Consider the following 20527-nt stretch of genomic DNA (forward strand, 5'->3'; position numbering starts at 1 on the left):
TGTCTTCGCCCCGCTCGGGCCTTCAGTGTTTCTATATGCTGGTCCATATCTCCAATGTGTTGGCCTTGATGATCGGCACCGCACGGGCTGTCACCAGTCGGCCAGCGGCAACCGTGAGGTCGGCGGCCAGCAGTTCGGCGGCGCCACGGTCGGCGTCGTTGTAGGGGTTGTAGCGAACTTCGTTCTTGCCGGCGGCAGCGGCGACACGTTCTTCGCCAGGGTTTGGAATGCCCCAGCCCAAGGCCCGCATTTTTGCGGAAAGCGCCCCGGCGTCCTCGCGCGCCATGCCGGCGAACTGGACGTAAACCGTCTGTGGGCTCTGCTGGATACGCAGCCGGTCCTTCAGCGTGTTGAGTGCGTTGCGATCCTGCTCACCGATAACAGTCTGGCCGTCGGCTGCCGAAAGGGCGAGATCGGCAACCGCCCGGCGCGCGCCGGCAAACACAGCCAGCCAGTCCGGGCGTTCCCACAATTCAGGCGGTACCCCAAGCAGGGTCTCAAGCACGTTGCGGCGCCCCGCCGGTGTCAGCCCGCTTATGCTTTGCAGGCCGGCCATCTCGACGAGAGCCGCGACGATCTTCTGCCGTTCGACCACCGGAAGGTCTGCGTCTTCGAGGACGGCAATCAGGTCACCGCGCAGTGCATCATTTGCGCCGTCGAGCAGCTTGACGCGAGCCGCCAGTTCGTCGGCCGCGGTTCCATTGGGGCCGCGGTTCTTCAGTGAATCCGTCCATTCGATGAGCGGGTCGAAATTGAGGCTCGTGAGCCTTTCAAGCTCGGCAACCGGGAGCCGATACTGCTCGACGTTGAACGCCCCCGTAGCGTCGGCTGGAATGAAGAACGCATCGACCTCAAATTCCGGCTCCCTCACCTCTCCCTTCACGGCCGCCGACACCGAGGACACCGCGAGCTTCCAATAGGCATAAGGGACCGGCACGCCGTCGACCGGCTGGTCCGCGGGCCGGAAGACAGGACCACTGAAGATGGTCACCCGATTGGCGAGCGGATTGTGCTGCGAGCGAACCCAGTTTTCGAGCGGCACCCATCGGCTGCCGTAGAAAGTACGCGGCTGCGGCATCGTGTTTGGCAGGAAAGAGGCATACTGCGCCAGCTTGAGCGCCGCCGTTGCCGGATCGCCGGCGAACTCCGGACCCCAGGCGATGTCGCTGGCACTTGCAAATCGCGCCGCCAGCCAGGGCCGGTCCGCGCGAAAGTACCAGTTGGGACGAGGCTGGTAGTCGACCGACAATCGGCTGTCGGGTTTCAGTCTGCTGGCGGTGAATTGCAGCGGCAACCTCTGCGACCGATCCAGGTTGACGGCCGAATAGATGGCCATGCGATGAGTTCGGCACATGACCAGCGAGTAGTTGATGTAATCAAGCGGCGGCGCCACGGCGTCGTTGGCCAGGTCGTCGGTTATCCTGGGCAAGCCGATCGTGGCCCCTATGAAATCGACCTTGTATCCCGAAAGAACGTTAGGCTGTTTGTCTATGTCTTTGCCAAGCAGCGGTTCAAGCGCGGCGCGCAGCGGCGCCGGCAATTGGTCGAGCGCGACCTCGCCGCTTTTGACCTGCCCGGCCAGCTCGACCAGCACCCCCTGTCGCAAATCGGGCGCCAACTTGTCCAGGGACACGCTGCCGAGTTTGAGCTGTTCGACCACAAGCAAGATCGCGGATCGCAAAGTGGCCTGCGTGGCTTGCTGCTCGGCCAGCGTCTTGGCGGCGTCTTCCGCCTTCTTCTCGGCAACGGCAAGTGCAGCCTCGGCTCGCTGGCGTGCGTCTTCCGTCTTTTCAAGGGCGGTGGAAAGCTTTCCATTGAGCTTTGCGACCTCACTCGCCGTCGTCTCGGCATCCTTGCGCGCGTCAACAGCGTCATTTCTCTGGACGTAGGCGAAATAGGTGGTTGCCCCAAGGATCGCGGCCAGGATGGCAAACAGCGCGATCAATATATTCTTGCTGCGATCGCGCTGCTTCTGGCTGTCGGTCTCCGCCTTGGCGCTCGCCTCGACGAACTCGGCGATGTCTGGCCCCTGCGGAAGCTCCGCCGCCTCCTTCAGCGCTTCGCCGCGCAGGAGATAGCCGGGATAGCCGGTGTTCTTCCATTGCCGCGCCTGGGCGGCCACGCGAATGCGAAAGCGCTCGGTCAGTTCGTCCGAACTCAGTTCGTCGTCGGATGCGAAGCCGTCGCCGGATACGGCACCGTCTTTGGTCGTCACGACTACAGGTTCAGGGACAGCGATGGCGATCGCCCCGGAATCGGTGATTTCACGCGATGCGGATTCGTCGTCGGCCGCAACGGCAACTGGCTCGGCTGTTTCGAGCCCACCACCGCCGGCGAAAGACGCGAGCCGCGCCGGGCTGACGTCGGCTGAGGTGATGCCCGGCCGCGTGACCAGTTCGGCGGACCAATAATCGAGTATGCGCTGCGCCGCGCGCCGGTCGGATTCCCGCGCGATGGTGCTGCCGGCGCGCCGTGCCTTGGCCAGGAAGTCGCGGATGGCCTGCGCATCGGGGGCCGTGTTGTCGATGCTGGCTTCCGTCGTCTCGGCGCCGGCCTTGTCGCTGCGGCTCATCGATGGGTCGACGGCTTCATTGCTGCTGGCGATGCGCATCAGCTCGAGATGTGCGATCCGGATGTCGCTCAGCGAAATGAAATCGGCCGGAGTTTCGGTCTCCGTGCCTGTCGCAAGTTCATCGCTCATGGCCCCAGGTCCTCAATGATCTTGTGCAAAGGCGTGCTGACGCGGACGATCGAGGCGCATTCCGTTTTCAGCGCCAGATCGACCTGGACGAAGCGTTGCTGGGCCTCGTCCCGATAGGCTTCGAAGGCAAGGATGAAGGCGGGGTCGACGGTCTCGCGCGCCAGCTCGTCGTTGACGTCGGTGGAGTAGCCGGCGAGCGTGGTTCGCCATTTTCCGTTCGGGTCGAGATCGGCGAGAACCTGGACCTTCACTTCCAGATTTCGCCACAGCGGCGAAAACTGGAAAGGCAGCGACTTGTCCGCCGCCGCCCCCCCTTCCACCGGTTCGATCAGATCGGTGAGGTTGGCCAGTTTGTTGTCGATGTCCTGCCAGAGCTTGTGCTCGACTACGCGGGCATAGATGGTCGAAGACAGTACCTTGATCGCGTCATGCGCGGCCTTTATCGCAGGCACGGAAGGCTCGCCGGCTGGAAGTTTGCCGGCTATTGTTTCGAGCCCCGCGGCCAGGATGCCGAAAGGCAAGTTCTTTGCGGTGACGAATATCTGCTGGTTCAGCCGCGAGGGTACGACGCGCAGCACGGTGCGCACATCCAGCAAGGCATCGTAGGCGTCGGCCGATGTGTTGGGGATTGCGCCCTGCAGTTTCGCCGCAGCCTGCCCGAGGTCGTCGAGCCATGCCTGCTCGATGTCGCGAAGCGCCGGCCCAGGGGGCAATACAGTGACCTTGTCGCCGGCGGATGCGCAGAAGAGCCTCAACTGGTTGAGGAATTTGCGCAGGACGCGGACTTGATTCAAATCAGCGCCCATGTCTCGCCCGGCGATCATCAGGGTCTGGAAGCTGCCGATGCCATATTGAAAGCTCTGCAGGCCATCATGCAAGTTCTTGTAGGTCGCAAGAACATCGATCTGGCTGGTGACGGCGGTGAGCCCATCGCCGGCGGCGAGTACGGCCTGAATGTCCTTTGGCTGCTGGTTGACGGCATCGAAGCCGGCAACGGCCGTGTTGACGCGGTCATCGGTGGTCAGGCCCGGCAGTTCGGGCGTCGGTTTCTCGCCCGCGGCAAGTTCATCCAGATAGGCTTTGCATATTGCGGCGCATTGCGGATTTTGCTGAACGACAGTGTCTATCAGCGGCTGCGACAGCTTGTTGGTCAAGGCATAGTCGAGGATGTTGAACCAGACTGTGAGCGCCGCGCCCTGGAAGTTGATGGCGCCAGCGACGATTCCAGCGTCCTTGGTTACCTGCAACCAATCGGGAGGCAATGGGTAGAGATCAGCCAGTTGAAGCCTGAGGTCGAAATAGGCGCTGATCTCTGAACTCCCTGGTGTTTGGTGTGTGGCGTTATAAACCGTCACATCCGAAAAAATTTACATGCCGTAGTCCCAAATCGCCGCGCATCGAGCTGCGCCATCGGTCTGCATAGCTCACCATCTACACAGGCTTTGCCGCGAGGTCTTGGATGATGGTGTCGATCGCGATGCCTTCGTTGCGATAATATGTGCTTTTGGCAGGCGCGTTGGGCTCGGTGAGCCAGCCTCCGCTGTGATGCAGCGCAATCAGGTTCCAGTCGGTGTCGAAGACCGGCGAGCCCGACGAACCCGGCAGTGTGTCGGTCAGATACTGGACGCGGCCGCCGCCGACGAAGGCCACGACATTGGCGACGAACGAAATCTGTTTCTGCGCACCGCCGGGATGCTGGATGATGTTGACATGATCGCCGGCCTTGACGGTCATGGGTTTCAATTCCAACTCGCCCCATTTGGAGGCATCGCCCTTGATGCGGACGGCGGACCAATCATTGTCCTTGGAGGTACGAAGAGGCACGGCGGTGTCGATGTCGAACTGGTCGAGCGGCGCGTCGAGCCCGGCAACGGTGCGCTGATAGTTGAACTGGACCACCGTGCCCGCCAATGAAGCGCCGTCAGGCAAGACATGGTTGTTGGTGATCAGTATCCCGCCGGTGGTCATGAAGCCGGTGCCGGAGCTGCCATCCGCACGCTTGATGCGCACCACCGATCTTGCCCTGACAAGGCCGAGTTCGAGATAGCTGATCGGCACCAGCGTGCTCTTGTTGCCAAGGATTTTTTCGAGCTGGGCCGGCGCCGTCGCGCCGCTCCAATTGGCGGTCGCGGGGCCTTCGACCGGCGGCGGCGGGGCGTGCTGCTTTGCCTGCAGCAGTGCCTGGTCGCCGGGATTCTCATCGAGTGCAAAGGCGACGAGGTCGTCGGCCCTGGTCTCCTGCTTTGCGCGCTGGACAATCGCAAACCAGTTGTTGATCGCCTTGTTGTCAAAGGCGATCTGGGCCGTCGAAAGACCGACACCTTTGGCAACACGCACGCCGTCGCCGATCATCGGGTAAAGGTTGGCGAGGATGCGGTTGAGACTGTTCAGTTCGGATTGCGTCCATTCGGTCATGGGATTCCCTCCGACCCTAAGCCTTCTTCTTCCGCTTGCGTGATCCCGCCCGCATGGCAATTTCGGTGCCGCGAACCGTTTCGTACTGGTCGGCATCGACCAGCGACTGGTCGAAGCTGACGCCGGTCATTTCGGAGATTTCGGTCAGCGGGTACATGGCGCCGATGAACTCGTCGGAGACGGCAAACTCAAGCTGCGTGTCCGACAGATCCTGTTCGAGCACGAAGCCGTAGCTGGCGATGCCGTCACTGACGCGGGCGACCACCACCTTCCAGAAGCGGCGCGGCACTAGCGCGCGAAGACTGGTGCCTTTGGGACCCTTGCCGGCAAAGGTCCGGTCGTCTTCGGCGAGGACCGGCCCGGCGAAGACGCAAAGCCGCTCGCTCGCCGCCTCCGACAGGACGTGGTTCTCAAGATCGCCCCAGTTCTTCTCGCCGCTGTCGGAGCGGTTGTAGCCTTCGACCTGGGGCGAGCAGTTGGTGACATGGAAGGAGCAGACATTGCCCCTGAGCAGCAGCTCGAAGGTGCTGCCCCAGGCCACGTCATCGCGCCTGACGATATGGCCCTTGTCGAAGGCGCCCTGATCCTGGGTGTAGAAGACATCGGGGATCTGATACTTGTCGTCGAGCCGCAGATCCGGGAACCAGCGCTCGCTGAACAGGCCGCCACGCGAATAGTTGCGGCCCTTTTCCGGCTCGCGCAGATTGCTCTCCTCGGTGACGTTGGAGGCGGTGAACAGCGCCAGCCGCCGCTTGGCCTGCATCTTGAGTGAAAAATTCTGGTAATCTAGCCGCGTGCCCCCTGCCTTGAGCTGCGCCAGCACGGACAGGTCGGTGGCCTCCGGCATCGGCACCACGACGGGCGCGAGCTTGGTGCCGCCGGACAGGAATTTTTCGTCGTAGCCCTTATAGCCGGCATAGTCCGCGACCGTTTTGGGAACGAATGCGCCGCCTGGAGGGGTCGGCTTGGCCGCTTCCAGTTCGACCGATTCCGTGACCGCTTCATGGCCAGGCGTTGCGCCGAGCGAGACGGTGATGCGCAACGGCACTTCGAAGGTGACGCTGCCGCCCGGCGAAACGACGACGCCTCCGGATGGAGGCGTCTGGGTGGCGACGCCCGGGATCTGCTGGGCGCCGCCGACTTCAACCAGGTTTACGCCCTCGGCCGGCGACCCACTGTCCGCCTTGTTCCACCATGCGCCCCAATCGTTGGGGCCGCCGCTGGCGGCGCCGGCGAAATTGAGGCCGAGGTCGACGACACGCTGGTCCTTGGCGAGCGCGCCGGTGGGCACGGCGTAGTTGCGCTCGAGATAGCGGCCGGCAAAATGCAGCGCCACGACCTCGCCGGTGGCGAGGTTGATCATGGCGGTGCCGGAGTTGCCGCCAGTGGTCGAGCAATCATGTGTCGCCGCGCTGACGATCTTGCCGAAACTTTCAGTGTTGAAGCCGCCCTGAAGCATGCCCGGCTGCAGGCGCTTGACCTGGAAGCGGTTACGCATGATCTCCGTCTGGACGTCGACCGCGTTGCGATTGTCGAACGCCGGATAGCCGATGGCGACGACTTCCTGGCGCAGCATATCGCGCGCGTCGGCGACCGCGAGCGACAGCGGCGTGATGTTGTCGGGCAGGCCTTCGACTTCGAGAATCGCCATGTCCCAATAGGGATGGATCATCCGGACATTGCGGATCTTGAAGACGTTTCCTGCCGCCGAATCGCGCTTGAAGTCGATGCCGGCGGCGCGGCCGTTGATGAATTGCACATTGCGGTCGCCAAGGCCGTCCGCAAATATCTGCGCCACATGACGGTTGGTCATCAGCAGGTTGCGGCCGACGACGAAGCCCGTGCCGCCGTAAGGGATATTGGTGTCCCACAACAGTTCGATACGCCCGATCGCCGGCAGGGCGGCTTCGATGCGCTGCTTCAATGCGGCCTCGCTGGTAAGCTTCGTCCACAGCGAATGGCCAGGTGTCGGAGCGCCGTCGAAAGTCAGCGTCGTAAAGGTGCCATCCTTGATGTCATAGACCGGCCGCAACTCCGGGATGATTATGGCTTCCAGATCGGAAAGCTGCTCGGGCGCGACTTCGGCGCCCCGCGCGAGGCTCTCCATGCCAGCGCGCGCCGATTCAAACGCCGCCTCCGTCTTGCCGGCTTCCGCAGGCGCAAGGGATTCCAGAGCGCCGCCTGCCATCGTCTCCACGTTGCCGAGGACTGATTCAGTCCCCTCGCCCCCGGTGACGAGATCGAGATATTGACGGATTCGCTGCTCTCTGCTGACCGGCATAGTCGCCCTCAAAGGTTCTGTCGAAGAAAAGAAATGTATTGCCCCATTTTAGACTGGTGCAATTCTGACTGGCAGGCAAGGAAACAAATCAACTCGCGTCGAAGATGACCGGAGTGCAACGTCGGCATGTCTCTTTGCCGCAGTCGCTCGCGCGATGTATGACGCTCGCATTATTTCAGCGATGCTGTATGTGATCTCCGTCACAGACGCTCACGCTGTTTGCGCCCACCTATCGCAACGGGTGGAAGGGCCATTGCGGCCGCTCGGTTTTACAGAAATTTTATCACCTATCCATTTTTATCAGTTGGCGCCTGCACGCGCGGCTCCTCTCGCCGCGCGTGCAGGCGGCTTTCCGCCCCGCACGAGCCAGGCACTGGGCGCGACCACTGCGCCAAGCCTTTACAAGGCGTAATCGCAAGGGATGAACGCCGGCCTTTGACGCGGTGCACTCTTGCCTTAGACTTCGGCCCTTAAACTTCGCCGATTGCGGCAATTGGGAATTTGGAACATGGCTTTTGGCGGCCCAAACGACAGAAACGATCTGCCGCGCCTGGCACGCATCGATCCAAAGCTGTTCGATATCCTGTTCAGCGGCTGCAAGGTCGAGCGCTACGCCGCCGGCCAGCATCTGTTCGTCCAGGAAGATGCCGCCGACCGAATCTACGGGGTGATGAGCGGCACGGTGGAAATCTCGATCTATTCGCCTGGCGGGCAGAAGCTGGTGGCCAATATCGAGCTGTCGCGCAGCCTCGTCGGCGAGATCGGCGCGCTTGACGGGCGGCCACGCACCGCCACCGCCATCTGCCTGACCGCTTGCGAGCTGGTTTCGCTCAGCAGGACACAACTCTTTGATCGCATTGAGAGAAATCCACCGCTGGCACGCGCGATGATCGAACTTCTGTGCGCCCGGCTGCGCTGGGTCAGCGGCGAACTCGGCGACCAGGCCTTCTTCGGCATCGAGGCGAGGCTCGCCAAACGCCTGGTCTTCCTGGCCAAGGTGATGGCCGACAGCGCCGGCTGGATCCCGATCTCGCAATCGGAACTCGGAGAGTTCCTCGGCGCCACGCGCGAGTCCGTCAACAAGACGCTCAACGACTGGCGCAACCGCTCGTTCATTGCCATCAAACGCGGCGGCCTGCGCATCACCGACACCGGGGCGCTGCGCCATATCGCCGAATCGCAGGACGACGACTGACGCCGATCCCGAATCAGCCCCGGCTAAGACTCAGAGCCGCGAAATCAGGTAGCGCAGCGCCGAGCGGCTGGGCATGAAGAAGTATCCACCACCCTTGGTGGTGACGAATTGCGGCATGTCACGGAGCGTCGTGACCTTTTCCCATGACGGAATGGTGAACCTGCCATCACCGCTGCGCGAACCAATCGTCGGGTCCTTTTCAGCGACGAGGCCCTGGAACGTGGCCGACGAAACCCAGGTCTGCTGAATGAATTCGTACTGGCGCTCTATGTCGGCGTTGAGGCACATGAACAGCAGCCCTTTTTCGACCTTGCCATTCTTGCCGTCCTGCTTCTCATAGGTACGGCCGACCCGCAGGATACGATGGCGCTTGCCGATATTGATCTGCGTATCGCGGTCCTCACCCAGCGAGTCGCGTGGGTTGGAACGGCGAATGTGGGCACCAAGCGGGCAGCGATGGCCTTGCGGATCCTCGGCGCCAGCGGCGAAGTCGTTGTCGATGACGCGTCCCGGATGATCGGGGTTTCGCACCAGCGAGCTACCGTTCTGCCAGCGGCCGAGCATCTTGGCGGCAATCCAGTCTTGCGTGATGGCTTGGTTGCCGAGTTGGCTCGCGACCAAGGCTGCAGCCTTTTTGCAGTAGTTGTTGAAGACGTCGACGTGCTGCTCGAACTGGCGAATAACCAGGAAGGAACCGTTGCGCCCGAAATCGCGCGGCGGTGGCGGCAGGCCCGGAATCAGCCGGCTACGGCGCACCTGCGAAAGGATTCCGGTCCGATCGCGTGATGCGCTTACCGAGGGCGAGGCTGGATAGAACCCATGCTCATCACGATAGCCGAACAGGAACTCGCCGGGCGCGACCAGATGCATGGGCGCGGCGCCCCTGCTGGCGCGGGTCGTGCCGCGGACAATCGGCTGCGAAATCCCGTCCGCGAAACCGAAATGCTCGTAGGCTGGCCCACGTTCCGACCGATCGTCACCCTTTGCCCGGTCGGACGATTTCGTCTTCGTGTCGGTCGGACCCCGGTTTACGGCGAGCGGCAGTTCGGCGACGACCTTCATGCCTGCACCGGTCGTCTTTCGTCTCACGGTGGCAATCTCGGTCTTCAACCGTCCCGGGTCTTCAGCATAGCAGACGATGACCAGGTCCACAGGGTTCTCCAACGACCCCCACTCCCATTCGTCCGGGCCGTCGCGGCCTCGGTCGTCCAGTATGCGCCCACGCTCGGGATTGCCCATGCCATGGCGAAAGGCGATCGGAAATGTTTCCAGTGGATCGCCCTCCACACCCTCGTCGAGCCCAAACTGCCGCAGGCCACCGGGACCAAAGGCGACTATCATAGCTCGCCCGGCGGGCCTGCCTTCGCCGAAACTCGTCTGCTCGACAACGAAATCGAGCCAGGCTCTGCGCTTGGGCGCCGGCAACTTGTCCGGCACCCGGATCGCAAGCATATGCGAATAAGCGAGCGGGCCGAGCGGGCCGAAGAAGATGGACTGGATCTCGCCGGTTTCCAGCTGCTGCTCGAGAGGCGCCGGAAAGGCAGAGCTGATATTGGCCAGCAGCGAAGTGGTCTTTTGAACGGTGGTTGTTTCGCTCGCCGGGCGCCGTAGCGAACCGAACAAGCTCAGCCAGTCGCGCGCCTCGTTGCCGACGGCGGAAGCAATGCCGCGCCTGACCTGGGAATTGATCCGGATGCGCTCTGTGTTGATTTGGGGATAGGCGGAGTACCAGAACAGGGTCGGCACCTGCTGGCGCCGCGCCCAGCGCTTGAAACGATCGCCGTCGCGCGCGCCGTCCAGGAACAGCCATCGTGTGCGTGGATAGCCCACGGTGTTGCTCCACACGCCGGTGAGGCCAGCGGACGCCTTGGCGATGAAGTCCTCAAGATAGCTTTCCCAGCTGCCGCCGTAGTTGGAGAAGAACATCAATCGGTTGGAGCCGGGCAGCAGTATCCAGCGGGCGAAATGGATGGTGTTGATGGTGTTGAGGAAGCCTGGCTTGAATACCTTCTGGGCAGCTATCGAGATCAGGTAGAAGGAAAACCTGAGCGCCAGCCGCCGCAGAATGCCGGCCTTCATCGTCGAAATCGCAGTCAGATGGTTTTGTGCCGCGTGGCCCTCCTTGACGAGTATCGCGTTCAATTCAGATATGCCGATCGATGTGCTTTCCGGCCGATCCCTGTCCTCGCGGCGTCGCAGCGCCAGCAAGCACGAAAACGCCAGCAGCGCCGCTGCCACCAACACTCCAAGTCCCGACAACAGAAGTGAGGTGATTGCTACGGCTATGGCGGTGAAGGAGATTTCCTGGGAACTGATGTCGATAGATCTGCCGAACACCACACCGTAGGTCATGTACCAGCAAGCAGCCCAGATGATCGCCACCGTGACGAAGACCGGCGGTACCAGCAACGTCGTCATCAGGGCACGGCCCCAATGACCCGGCGGCTTTTCCAGCAGGCTCTCGGCCGGCTCGAACGCCCAGGCAAACGTTCCTAATGACTGGACATGCTGGCGAACTTCAGCGAGCACGGCAGGAGCGTTGCCGGCGCCTTTGCGTGGCCGCTCGACGATGTCGCGCACGGCTTCGAAAAGCTGCTGCTCGGCCTTGATACGCTGGACCGAGTGCCCCGGCGTGCCCGAAAACACCAGTCCGGCATTGCTGCCGAAGGACGGCGATATGTCGACATTGTGCTTGCGCAGGAAATCGTTCAATGCGCCGCCATCGCGCAGATCGCAGACATCCTTGAAGATCGGCCGCAGCCGGTGCCCGATGGCGTGCGTGACCGCATCGATGACATCGTCGATGCTGCCGTCACCGGAAATCTCGAGAACCAGAGCTCCTTTTTCCTGACCGGAATCAGCGCCGATCTCGCCGGTGCCGACCACGGTCAGGCTGGTGAAGTGGACGGTGCCGGCAATGTCGAGCGCGGTGCGGATATCTTCGACGGCCGGGTTGCCGAGGCTGGCAACCTTGTCGCGGACAGCATCCAGCGACGCGGATCGGGTGACCGGGCAGACCACCGTCACCATAGACTGCGTTACGGTGCGGCAGAGTTCTGCCCGTTCGAAATCGACCTTGAGCGTTTCGGGATAGGCGCCGATGCGGGTCATCCGCCCGGCCTTGCCGGGCATGCGGCGCACGCCCTGCTTCTGGAACAGGGCGCGCAGGCTTTCGCCGATCTGGATCCTGGCAATCTCGGCGCCGATGCACTGATGAATGCCGTGGCCGAAGACCATGTAGTCGCGATACGGGCGCGATGTGTCGAACTGGTCCGGGTTCTGCACGGCGTCGGCATCGAACATCGCCGACAGCGTCGCCGGCATCACCACCGTGCCGGCCTTCACCAGGCGCTCGCGGCGCGTACCCTTGCCGATGATCGCGTCGCGGGCCGTGTAGCGCCAGGGGCCGACCCAGATCGGCTTGAAGCGCATGGCTTCAAGGACGGCCCTGTCGAGCTTGGCGGTATCGTTTTCGGCCAATGCGGCATCGATAGCCTGCCGTGCGTCGGGCCGCGACAGGATCACGTCGAGGCAATTGCCGGCGGCCAACACATTGGTCGGGACGAAGCCGGCGATCATGCCCAGCATGATCGAATTGAGGTCGTCCCGCGACAGGCGGCCCTGATCCGTCTGGACAACCAGCCTCGCCAGCGGTTGCTCGGCCTTCAAGCCCCGGTCCCTCGCCGACTGGATGGAGCGATCGATGACTTTGAGAAGACGGTCGCCCGCCACCACTGCGAGTTCGCGCATGACGGGGCTCGCCGTCGGGTCCGAAAAGAACAGCGCACTCAGCGCGATCGCCCAGTCGGCGAATTCGGATTCATCGTCGATCTCGACGCCGAAATAATCGCGGCAGATGTGCACCGGGACGATCTTCATCAACTTGGAGATCGCATCGAAGCCGGGGCTGGCGCGCGTCATGATCTCTTGCGAATGACGCGCCGCGATCGGCCTGACGGCGGCTTCGACCTCGGCCGGCGGGAATGCACTCAGCACCGACGATTTCATGCGCCGGTAGTCGGCGCCGTCCTGCATGCCGAGGATGAAGTTGGATCCCCGGGCAAGCTCGGTCATTTCCGGGCCGTATGGGGTCTGGAATTCGTCGCCGCGCTCCAATATGTCGCGGACATCGGCGTTCTTGGTGACCACGAGAACACCGAAGAGCTTGCCGGTCGGCCGGAAACGCCGCAACAAGGAAAGCGCCCAGCGGGGGTCTTCGGCCAGAGACCCGACGATGCGCGCAATCAGCCCTGTCTTCCGGATCCGGCCGAGATCGAAGGGCGGCATTTCCGACAGCGGGCGCTGGTTTTTCTGGGCCGCGCGAATAGCGTCGAAATACTTCAGTTCGGTCATGCGCGTTCAAGCCCCCCGGCTATCCACGTTATTGCGATGCCGGCCGTTCAACGCCTAGGTTTGCATCGGTTGCACGTATGTGAATCTTTTCACAGTTGGTCCATGTTCCAGCCAGCATTGACGCCATGTTCATTTGGCCAGTCGGAAATTGGCGACGAGGAACTCGTTCGCGGCCTTGTCGGTGAAAGGTATCCAGCGCACACGCTGTTCTGAAAAATCAGGATGCCGGGTGGTGAAAATGGTCATCTCGCGCCGCGCCTGTTCCGGCCGGCCGCTTCGCATCAGCGCGCCGATCTTCAGGAACCTGGAATAAAAATAGCCGGGAGACAGGTTGAGCGAGCGATCGGCGGCAGCGATCGCCGCCGGCCAGTTCTCGACCAAACAGTAGGCCGCCGTCAGTTCCCCCAGATTGTGGAAGCGGTAGAGGTCGAACGGGCTCAATCGCTCGGTATCGAGAAAGAACGGTATCGCTGACGCGGCATTGCCGAGCAGCAGCTGGGCGCTGCCCATGGCCGAGCGCGCGAAGGCAAAGCTCGGATTGATGTGGATCGCTTCCTCGAAATGGTCGACGGCCGATCGCGGTTCGCCGCGCATGATGTCGACGGCGCCGAGATGGGCGTGCGGGCGTGCATCCAGGCTGTCCACCAGCAACGCCTTGCGGGCAAACTGCTCGACCTTGTTCAAATCGTCGCTGTCGCCGAAACGCAGCCATGCCCGCCAGAAATACCACCACGCCAGTTCATTGAGCACGGCGCTCGAGTTGGCGTCCTCGCGGTACGCCTTCTGGAAGAACTCGAGTGCGGTTTCGGTGTCGCCACGGGTGCGCCGGTTCATGTGCCAGCGGCCGCGTCGCACCAGTTGCCAGGTCTCCAGGCTTTCCCAGGGAACCTGGAAGGTGCGTGCCTGTTCCGCCCGGTCGACCTCCTTGTCGAGGATCGAAACAATCTCAGCGCCGATCTGGTCGCGCAGGTTGAAGATGTCGACCAGATCGCGATCGAAGCGCTGCGACCACACCAGCCGCCCGTTGGACGCGTCGGCCAGCGAGGTGTTGAGGCGGATCTGGCCACCATTGCGCATCAGCGTGCCGCTGACGATGTAGCGCGCGCCGAGCGCGTTGCCGATCACCCGGGTGCCCAGCGTGTCGTCGCGGAACTGGAAGCTGGAGCCCTTGGCGATGACCGAGAGCCATCTGGTGTTGGATAGACCATAGATGATGTCCTCGGCGATGCCGTCGGCCATGTAGCCGATGTCATGCTCGCCGCCATCGGCGTGGAAGGGCAGGACGGCGATCGCCGGCGGCCCCTTGGACGACAGCTTCTGCTGCGCATTGGCCTGGGGAATGGCCGCGAACGACGCCGCCGGCGAGGATCCGTTGCCGCTGCGGCCGGCGATCAGAACGCGCACCGGCAAGGCGATGTTCTTCAGCCTGAATTCGCCGAGATCGGTGAATTCGGCCGCCGTCTTGTCCTTCACATGGTGCCAGGTCGTCTCCGAAACGGCGAGACCGTCGCCCGGCGCGAATTCCTGGATTCTCGCGGCGATGTTGACGTCGTCGCCGTAGAGGCGGCCACCACGCACGATGACGTCGCCGGTGTTGATGCCGGCGCGAAACGGCATGCGCATATCGTCGGCAACCTCGGCGTTGAGGGCGACGATGCGGCCCTGGAAATCAAAGGCCGCGCGCAACGCCTCGATCGGATTGCCGAACTCGGCCATGATGCTGTCGCCGGCGTCGCCGAACGTGCGGCCGCCAAATGTGCCACAGCTGTCGGCGATGATGTCGCGCCGTTCCTCGAATGCCGCGACAGCAGACTCGTCGTCGATGCCCATCAGCCGGGAGAACCCGACGGCATCGATAGAAATGATTGTCGCCAGCTGACGGGTGTAGTTCCGTACAGCCATGTTCGAGCCCCCGCTCCCTTTCTGGTTCTGGTCCAGCACAGGCGACGACCCGTTCCTGAAACACTTCGCCGCGCGCTGAGAGATGAAGATTCCGGCGGGGTTGGCGCGCCATGCCACCCCGCCAGGACCAGAAGTCTAGCAGGGTCTTGGGCAAAGCTCTACCACCATCGGGTTGTCCAGCGCGGGCCGTGGCAGCACTCATGGTTGGCCAGCGGTTGGCGCAAATATTGGCGTGCCGTAGCTCTGAGCGCGGCGATCCAGGGCTTCACGGAACCTGCGCGACGTCAGCACTCGGAACAAACTGTGCTGCCTGCGAGTTTCCGGTGCGGTTCATACCAACGTGAAATGAGGGTAATCATGCGAAATCTTGTTCTGGCGACCGGCGTCGTCGTTCTTCTGGCCGGCTCGACTGCCTTTGCCGCGGATGACAGCCCACTGCCGCCGACGAATGCCCAGAAACTGTCGGCAATCATCGCCAAGGTCGAGCAGCGCGACGGCTTTCGCTATGTGAAGGAGGTCGACTGGGACAAGGACGGGTACACCGTCACCTATTACACCGCCGACAAGGCGAAAGTCGAAATCACCTTCGATCCCGTAACAGCCGAACCGAAATAGCGCTGATACCGCACCGCTTCGGCAATTCCGTCCGCCGCGTTTTTTGCCTACGATGGTGGCAGTTGTCGGACAACGGGGCGACCATGCTTTCTTCCAATCGAATTGCCAACTCGCTTGCGCTTGTCGTTGCACTGGCTGGCGCGGCGGTCTGCCTTGGTCCAGCGCGTGCCGACGGGCCATCCTTCGACTGCCGCAAAGCCAGCCTGCCGGTGGAAAAGGCGATCTGTGCCGACCCGCAACTGTCGGCAATTGATGCCTTGGTCGCCAAGGCCTTTACGGGTTTCGAGCCAGCCTTTGGCCGCGACAAGCGCAAGATCGCCCGTGCGCTCATCACTGACAGGAACGCCTGCGGGCAGGATGCCGCCTGCATCGTCAGCGCCCAGAACAATGCGCTGCAGACCTACGGCAATGCGCCGTCCTGGGTGCAGGATTACAACATCGCCCTGATCGGCAAGAAGGCGCTCGACACCGCGGCCCGCCATCCGGGCAGCCCCGACCAGCCCCTGCCCTCGTCGATCGGCCAATGCGCCTTGACCCACATCACCGCGCTGACGACGCGGCTCGGCGACGACCCGCTGGAAACCGCCGGCCCTGAAGCCGGCAGCCTGGCGCGGTTCAGCAATGGCGGCGCCGGGGTTTCCTACGAGCGGGAGCCTGGCCTTGCCAGTTCGAAAGCCGGCGATCCTGTCGTCATGTGCCTGATTTCGATCCCGAGGGATTGTCCGCAGGCCGACGAGCGCGGGCGGGTCTATTACGGCGTCGACCTCACGATAAAAGGCACATGGGTTTTGCCGGATTCACAACATCTATGCGGCGGCGCCTGAAGATTTGCCGCAAAGCACTGCTGGATGCACTCTTGCGCCGGTCCGCCTTTGATGGCTGAGTGCGCGTAACAGTTGCAGGGCACGGGGGTGCATGGCCATGGTTAAGCATGTTTTGAAGCGCATCCTGATGATGCTTGCCGGCTATTTCGTTTCGGTGCTGATCGGATTGTTCGCGGTCGTGGCGATATATTGCGCACTCGCCGTATTGCCCAACGCGCCGGACTATTTCGGCGCCATGCAATTTTCGCCCATTGTCGTGCTGCTGTGGCCGCCGCTCGGCATGGTCGTCTATTTCCTGACGATCGTGCTGACCGGCCTGCAGACGCTGATCTTCGCGCTGCTCGCCGAATTCTTTGCCCTGCGCAATTTCCTGGTGCACATGCTGTTTGGCGCCGCTGCCGCTGCAGCCGGCTTCTTCCTGGTCTGGCCGGCCGCGGAAGAGGATGCCGGACGCTGGGCCGATATCGGCATCATCGCCGCCGCCGGCCTCGTAGCCGGTCTGGTCTATTGGCTGATCGCGGGCCGCGACGCCGGCTTCCGGCGTCCGCTCATCCAGCGCTGATCGCAGGAAACGGGCGACCGTCCATCGGCCAAAAATCTAATTAAACCAGAGAGATAAAGTGAGTTCCTCGTTCGTTGAACGAGGAACTCCGCTGGTTCAGCTCGTCGGCGAGCGCACCGCTTCAGTCGCGTCCAGCGCCTGCATCAGCCGCGTGTCGCGGTCGTAGACGTCGTTGAAATATTCGACTTTGCCGGACAGGTCCGGCCAGGCAGTGAAGTAGGAGACATAGACGGGAATCGTGCGTGTCACGTCTTCGCTGGCATGGCCGTGCTTGAGCTTTTCGGCGATGTCGTCGACCGAGACGCCGAGCACCGCCGCCGCCATCCCACGCGGATCCTGAAGGCGAATACAGCCATGGCTGAGCGCCCGCATATCGCGCTGGAAGAAGGATTTTTGCGGCGTGTCGTGCATGTAGATGGCGTGCTTGTTGGGGAACAGGATCTTCAGTTCGCCCAGCGCATTGGCTTCGCTCGGCTGCTGGCGCACGCTGTAGGGAATGTTGGCGCCGTAGGCGCCCCAATTGACCGAGGAAGAGGGAACCCGCCTGCCGCGCGAATCGGTCACCTCGTAGCCGGCACGGTCGAGATAGCCCGGATCGCCACGCAGCCTTGGCAGCATCTCGTTGACGATGATCGACTGCGGCACGCCCCAATAGGGATGGAAATCGACCTGCTTGATCTCCTTGAAGAAGAAGGCGGTCTGGTTGGTGGTCCGGCCGATGACGACGCGGGTCTTCAGCTTCTCCTCGCCATTGTCGATATAGCTGGCGGTGAAGGCGGGCTGGTTGATGAAGACCCGCGGGCTGCCGAGATCGGACGGCATCCAGCGCAATTCTTCCAGCGCGACCTGCACCTTCTGCAGCCTGTCGGCCTTGGACGTGCCGGCGAGCGAGGCGACGGTGCGCGGGCCGATGACCCCATCGCCCTTCATGCCGGCCTTCACCTGCACGGCCTTGATGATCGGAACCAGTTCGGGAACATAGACATCGCTGGTGCCGAGACGAGACAGGATCTCGCCATAGGCGCCGCCCATCTCGTCGTCGAGATTGCGCGCGATCAGCGTCAGCAGCTTCGGCAGTTCGGCGCTGGTCTCGCCGGGCTTCAGCAACAGCTTGGGATCGACGACGATTTCGTTTTCGGCGCTCGCCTGCAGCGATTCAAGTTCGACGCGCAGCGCCTGATATTCCGCGTTCTGCGGGTGCCGCGATTCGAGGTAGGTGCGCACTTCCTGGGTGTGAGCCAGCGTCTTGAGCGCGCCTTCCATGTCGACCGGCTTCGGCGGAAATTCATAGTAGCCGGTGATGCGATTGGGATCGACGCGCCCGCTCTGGGCGTCACGGGCATAGCGCAGTACGCGCGCCGACAGCGCCATCTCGAAGCGGACGAGTTCCTTCAGATGGGCGTCGGCATCGACTGCCGATGCGTTGGCTGCCGGCACCTCGACCGTGTAGTCGGCCGACGTGAGACCATAGCTTGCGGCTTCGCCAAGCACCCGCACCGCATCCTGGGCGCGGGCATTGGGATTGCCCTCGTTCACCCAGATGAAATCAGGATTGGCAGAGTAATAGGCAATCAGTGCCTTGGCGATATCGGGCTCGGCATAGAGTTCATAGTCACTAAGGCCTGCAACGGCTTCGCGGAAGGCAGTGCTGGTCGCCGACGGCACAAAGGCGGCGTCTTCAGCTGTTGCCACCTGGGGAGGTGCTGCCACCAACGCGGCAAAGTCGACGCGCACCAGCCGGTCGGCCTTGTAGGTGTAGTAGGACGGGCTGCTGATCCTGGTGCCGCCGCCGCCCGATACGGCGGGCTTCGGCTTGCGCTTTGGCGGCGGCGGGAATTCGCCTTGCGGCCTGTGCTTGACGCCACCGCCGAACAGCATGTCGAACAGGCCTTGCGCGCTTGCCTGCGGCACACCGAAGGCCAGTGCTGCCGCCACTGCAAGCGGCATCACGGTGGCTTTATTTCCGAGGAATTTCATTAATCACCCGCTCCGGCTGCAAGCCGGCTCCCGTTCCGCGCCGCTAGACGATCTTGCCAACCGCATGGCGGATGTAAGGCGCTACTATACCGATTCATACCGATTTCGTTAAGCTTCCATAAATTTCCGCAGGCCTGTTGCAGAACGGTTTCACAACATCGTGACGTCTGGAGCGGCGTTGCCGCTCCAGACCGGTCAAAGCGGCTGCTGCTTCAGGCGTTGGCGCCACCGTCGATGGTGAGCGCGGCGCCGGTGACGAAGCGCCCTTCCGGACCGGCGAGCCAGGCAACCATGCCGGCGATCTCGTCAGCCTTGCCGAAGCGGGGCGTCGCCATCTTCCGCCGCTGGTGTTCGGCATGCGGGCCTTCGGCCGGGTTCATGTCGGTGTCGGTCGAACCGGGATGAACGACGTTGGCGGTGATGCCGCGCGGACCCAGGTCTCGCGCCAGCGCCTTGGTCAGGCCGACCAGCGCAGCCTTGCTGGTCGAATAGGCGCTGAGGCTGGTGTCGGTGACGCGCTCGGCCAGATTGCTGCCGATCGAAATGATGCGGCCGCCCTCGCCCATGTGAGCCGCTGCCGCCTTCGAGGCCACGAACGGCGCTCTCAGATTAACCTCAATGGTCTCGTCAAAGTCGGCCAGCGACATCTGTTCGATGGGCGCCGCGCGCCAGATGCCGGCGCTGTTGACCAGGATGTCGAGCTGGCCGAAGGCATTCACCGCCTCGGCGACCGAGCCTTCGATGGCGGCGGCGTCGCGATTGTCGGCTTGGATGGCGATCGCGCGACCACCTGCCGCTATAATCTCGGCGACGACAGCTTGGGCCGGCGCCGAGCTGTTGACGTAGGTGATGGCGACGTCGGCGCCATCGGCCGCAAGCCGTTTTGCTATCGCAGCACCTATGCCGCGGCTGCCGCCGGTGACCAGTGCTGCCTTGCCGTTCAATCCGTTCGCTGACATGTCATTCTCCGTTATGTAACGATCGATACATAAATATCTGGCAACCTTGCCTGGCGACGTCAAGTGAATTATGTATCGATCAACACAGAAAAGATCGTCATGCCGGAAAGAGGCCGTCCCCGCACCTTCGATCGAACCGCCGCCTTGCGGCAGGCGATGGAGCTGTTCTGGGCCAAAGGCTATGAGGGCACCTCGATCGCCGGACTGACCGCGGCGATGGGGATCAGCTCGCCCAGCCTCTATGCCGCCTTCGGCAGCAAGGAGGCGCTGTTTCTGGAAGCGACCGAGTATTACACCCGCAACGAAGGCACCGAGATCTGGAGCGCGCTGGACGAAGCGCCGACGGCATGCCAGGCGATCGAGAATTTCCTGCGCCAGACGGCAAAAGCGTACTCTCAGGACGACCGCCCGCAGGGCTGTCTCATCGCGCTGGGCGCACTGCACCAGGATTCAAGCAGCGGCGCGATCTGCGATGATTTGCGCCGCCGCCGCGCCGAAAACCACACCCTCTTGCTGAGACGGCTGGAACGCGGTGTGGCGGAAGGCGAATTGCCGGCGGGCTTCGACAGCAACGCGGCGGCGACCTTCTATGCGACGGTCCAGCACGGCATGTCGATCCAGGCCCGCGACGGCGCCTCGTGCGAAGCGCTGATGGCCACAGTGGCCGGAGCGATGGCGGCGTGGCAGGGGCTGGTCGGAACAGCGTGACAAAGCGCGGAGCTTGTGCTGGAAATCCAGTCGGC

14 protein-coding genes are annotated in these 20527 nt (G+C 62.8%); 6 read left to right on the forward strand and 8 right to left on the reverse strand.

Translation table 11 applies throughout. From position 1 onward, the window contains the following. Window positions 1-31: 31 nt before the first annotated feature. Together NKL04_RS08110 and NKL04_RS08115 are read right to left on the reverse strand one after the other, a co-directional pair. A complete protein-coding gene (locus NKL04_RS08110; protein WP_023702262.1) occupies window positions 32-2701 on the reverse strand; it encodes a DNA/RNA non-specific endonuclease in 2670 nt (889 codons plus the stop codon). Continuing rightward, window positions 2698-3495, reverse strand: a complete 798-nt coding sequence (locus tag NKL04_RS08115) for a hypothetical protein (RefSeq protein ID WP_156951502.1) — start codon at window positions 3493-3495, stop codon at window positions 2698-2700. The genes NKL04_RS08110 and NKL04_RS08115 overlap by 4 nt, the downstream gene beginning before the upstream one ends. Between NKL04_RS08115 and NKL04_RS08120 the strand changes: the two genes are divergently transcribed. Next, window positions 3487-4017, forward strand: coding sequence for a hypothetical protein (locus NKL04_RS08120; RefSeq protein ID WP_156951503.1), 531 nt, complete (start codon window positions 3487-3489; stop codon window positions 4015-4017). The genes NKL04_RS08115 and NKL04_RS08120 overlap by 9 nt on opposite strands. Before the next feature lie 115 nt (window positions 4018-4132). Here NKL04_RS08120 and NKL04_RS08125 read toward each other — a convergent pair whose 3' ends face one another. Beyond that, entirely contained in the window at window positions 4133-5116 is a 984-nt protein-coding gene (locus NKL04_RS08125; RefSeq protein WP_023702264.1) for a trypsin-like peptidase domain-containing protein, read from the reverse strand. A gap of 16 nt (window positions 5117-5132) precedes the next feature. Then, window positions 5133-7397 carry a DNA/RNA non-specific endonuclease gene (locus NKL04_RS08130; RefSeq protein ID WP_023702265.1) on the reverse strand — a complete coding sequence of 755 codons (2265 nt, stop codon included), beginning with the start codon at window positions 7395-7397 and terminating at the stop codon, window positions 5133-5135. Between the two features lie 508 nt (window positions 7398-7905). Here NKL04_RS08130 and NKL04_RS08135 point away from each other — a divergent pair. Then, entirely contained in the window at window positions 7906-8592 is a 687-nt protein-coding gene (locus NKL04_RS08135) for a Crp/Fnr family transcriptional regulator (RefSeq protein ID WP_023668987.1), read from the forward strand. Window positions 8593-8622: 30 nt separating this feature from the next. Here NKL04_RS08135 and NKL04_RS08140 read toward each other — a convergent pair whose 3' ends face one another. Together NKL04_RS08140 and NKL04_RS08145 are read right to left on the reverse strand one after the other, a co-directional pair. Beyond that, a complete protein-coding gene (locus NKL04_RS08140) occupies window positions 8623-12945 on the reverse strand; it encodes a cytochrome P450 (RefSeq protein WP_023702266.1) in 4323 nt (1440 codons plus the stop codon). Between the two features lie 129 nt (window positions 12946-13074). Continuing rightward, entirely contained in the window at window positions 13075-14847 is a 1773-nt protein-coding gene (locus tag NKL04_RS08145) for an adenylate/guanylate cyclase domain-containing protein (RefSeq protein ID WP_023668989.1), read from the reverse strand. A 357-nt stretch (window positions 14848-15204) separates the two neighbouring features. Between NKL04_RS08145 and NKL04_RS08150 the strand changes: the two genes are divergently transcribed. The 3 genes from NKL04_RS08150 to NKL04_RS08160 all read left to right on the forward strand — a co-directional run bounded on the left by NKL04_RS08150 (window position 15205) and on the right by NKL04_RS08160 (window position 16848). Beyond that, entirely contained in the window at window positions 15205-15462 is a 258-nt protein-coding gene (locus tag NKL04_RS08150) for a PepSY domain-containing protein (protein ID WP_023668990.1), read from the forward strand. Between the two features lie 83 nt (window positions 15463-15545). After that, window positions 15546-16286, forward strand: coding sequence for a lysozyme inhibitor LprI family protein (locus tag NKL04_RS08155; protein WP_031209667.1), 741 nt, complete (start codon window positions 15546-15548; stop codon window positions 16284-16286). Window positions 16287-16377: 91 nt separating this feature from the next. Further along, window positions 16378-16848, forward strand: coding sequence for a hypothetical protein (locus NKL04_RS08160; RefSeq protein ID WP_023668992.1), 471 nt, complete (start codon window positions 16378-16380; stop codon window positions 16846-16848). Between the two features lie 96 nt (window positions 16849-16944). Here NKL04_RS08160 and NKL04_RS08165 read toward each other — a convergent pair whose 3' ends face one another. Together NKL04_RS08165 and NKL04_RS08170 are read right to left on the reverse strand one after the other, a co-directional pair. Further along, window positions 16945-18825 (reverse strand): L,D-transpeptidase family protein, encoded by a 1881-nt coding sequence (locus NKL04_RS08165; RefSeq protein WP_023702268.1) that lies wholly within the window; start codon window positions 18823-18825, stop codon window positions 16945-16947. A gap of 212 nt (window positions 18826-19037) precedes the next feature. Continuing rightward, window positions 19038-19784: a 3-oxoacyl-ACP reductase family protein gene (locus NKL04_RS08170; protein WP_023668994.1), complete on the reverse strand. Its 747-nt coding sequence runs from the start codon at window positions 19782-19784 to the stop codon at window positions 19038-19040. Between the two features lie 99 nt (window positions 19785-19883). On the opposite strand from NKL04_RS08170, the gene NKL04_RS08175 reads away from it, so the two are divergent. After that, a complete protein-coding gene (locus NKL04_RS08175; RefSeq protein ID WP_023702269.1) occupies window positions 19884-20492 on the forward strand; it encodes a TetR/AcrR family transcriptional regulator in 609 nt (202 codons plus the stop codon). Window positions 20493-20527: the final 35 nt, after the last annotated feature.

The sequence above is a fragment of the Mesorhizobium sp. C264A genome (assembly GCF_040324515.1).
Classification (GTDB): domain Bacteria; phylum Pseudomonadota; class Alphaproteobacteria; order Rhizobiales; family Rhizobiaceae; genus Mesorhizobium.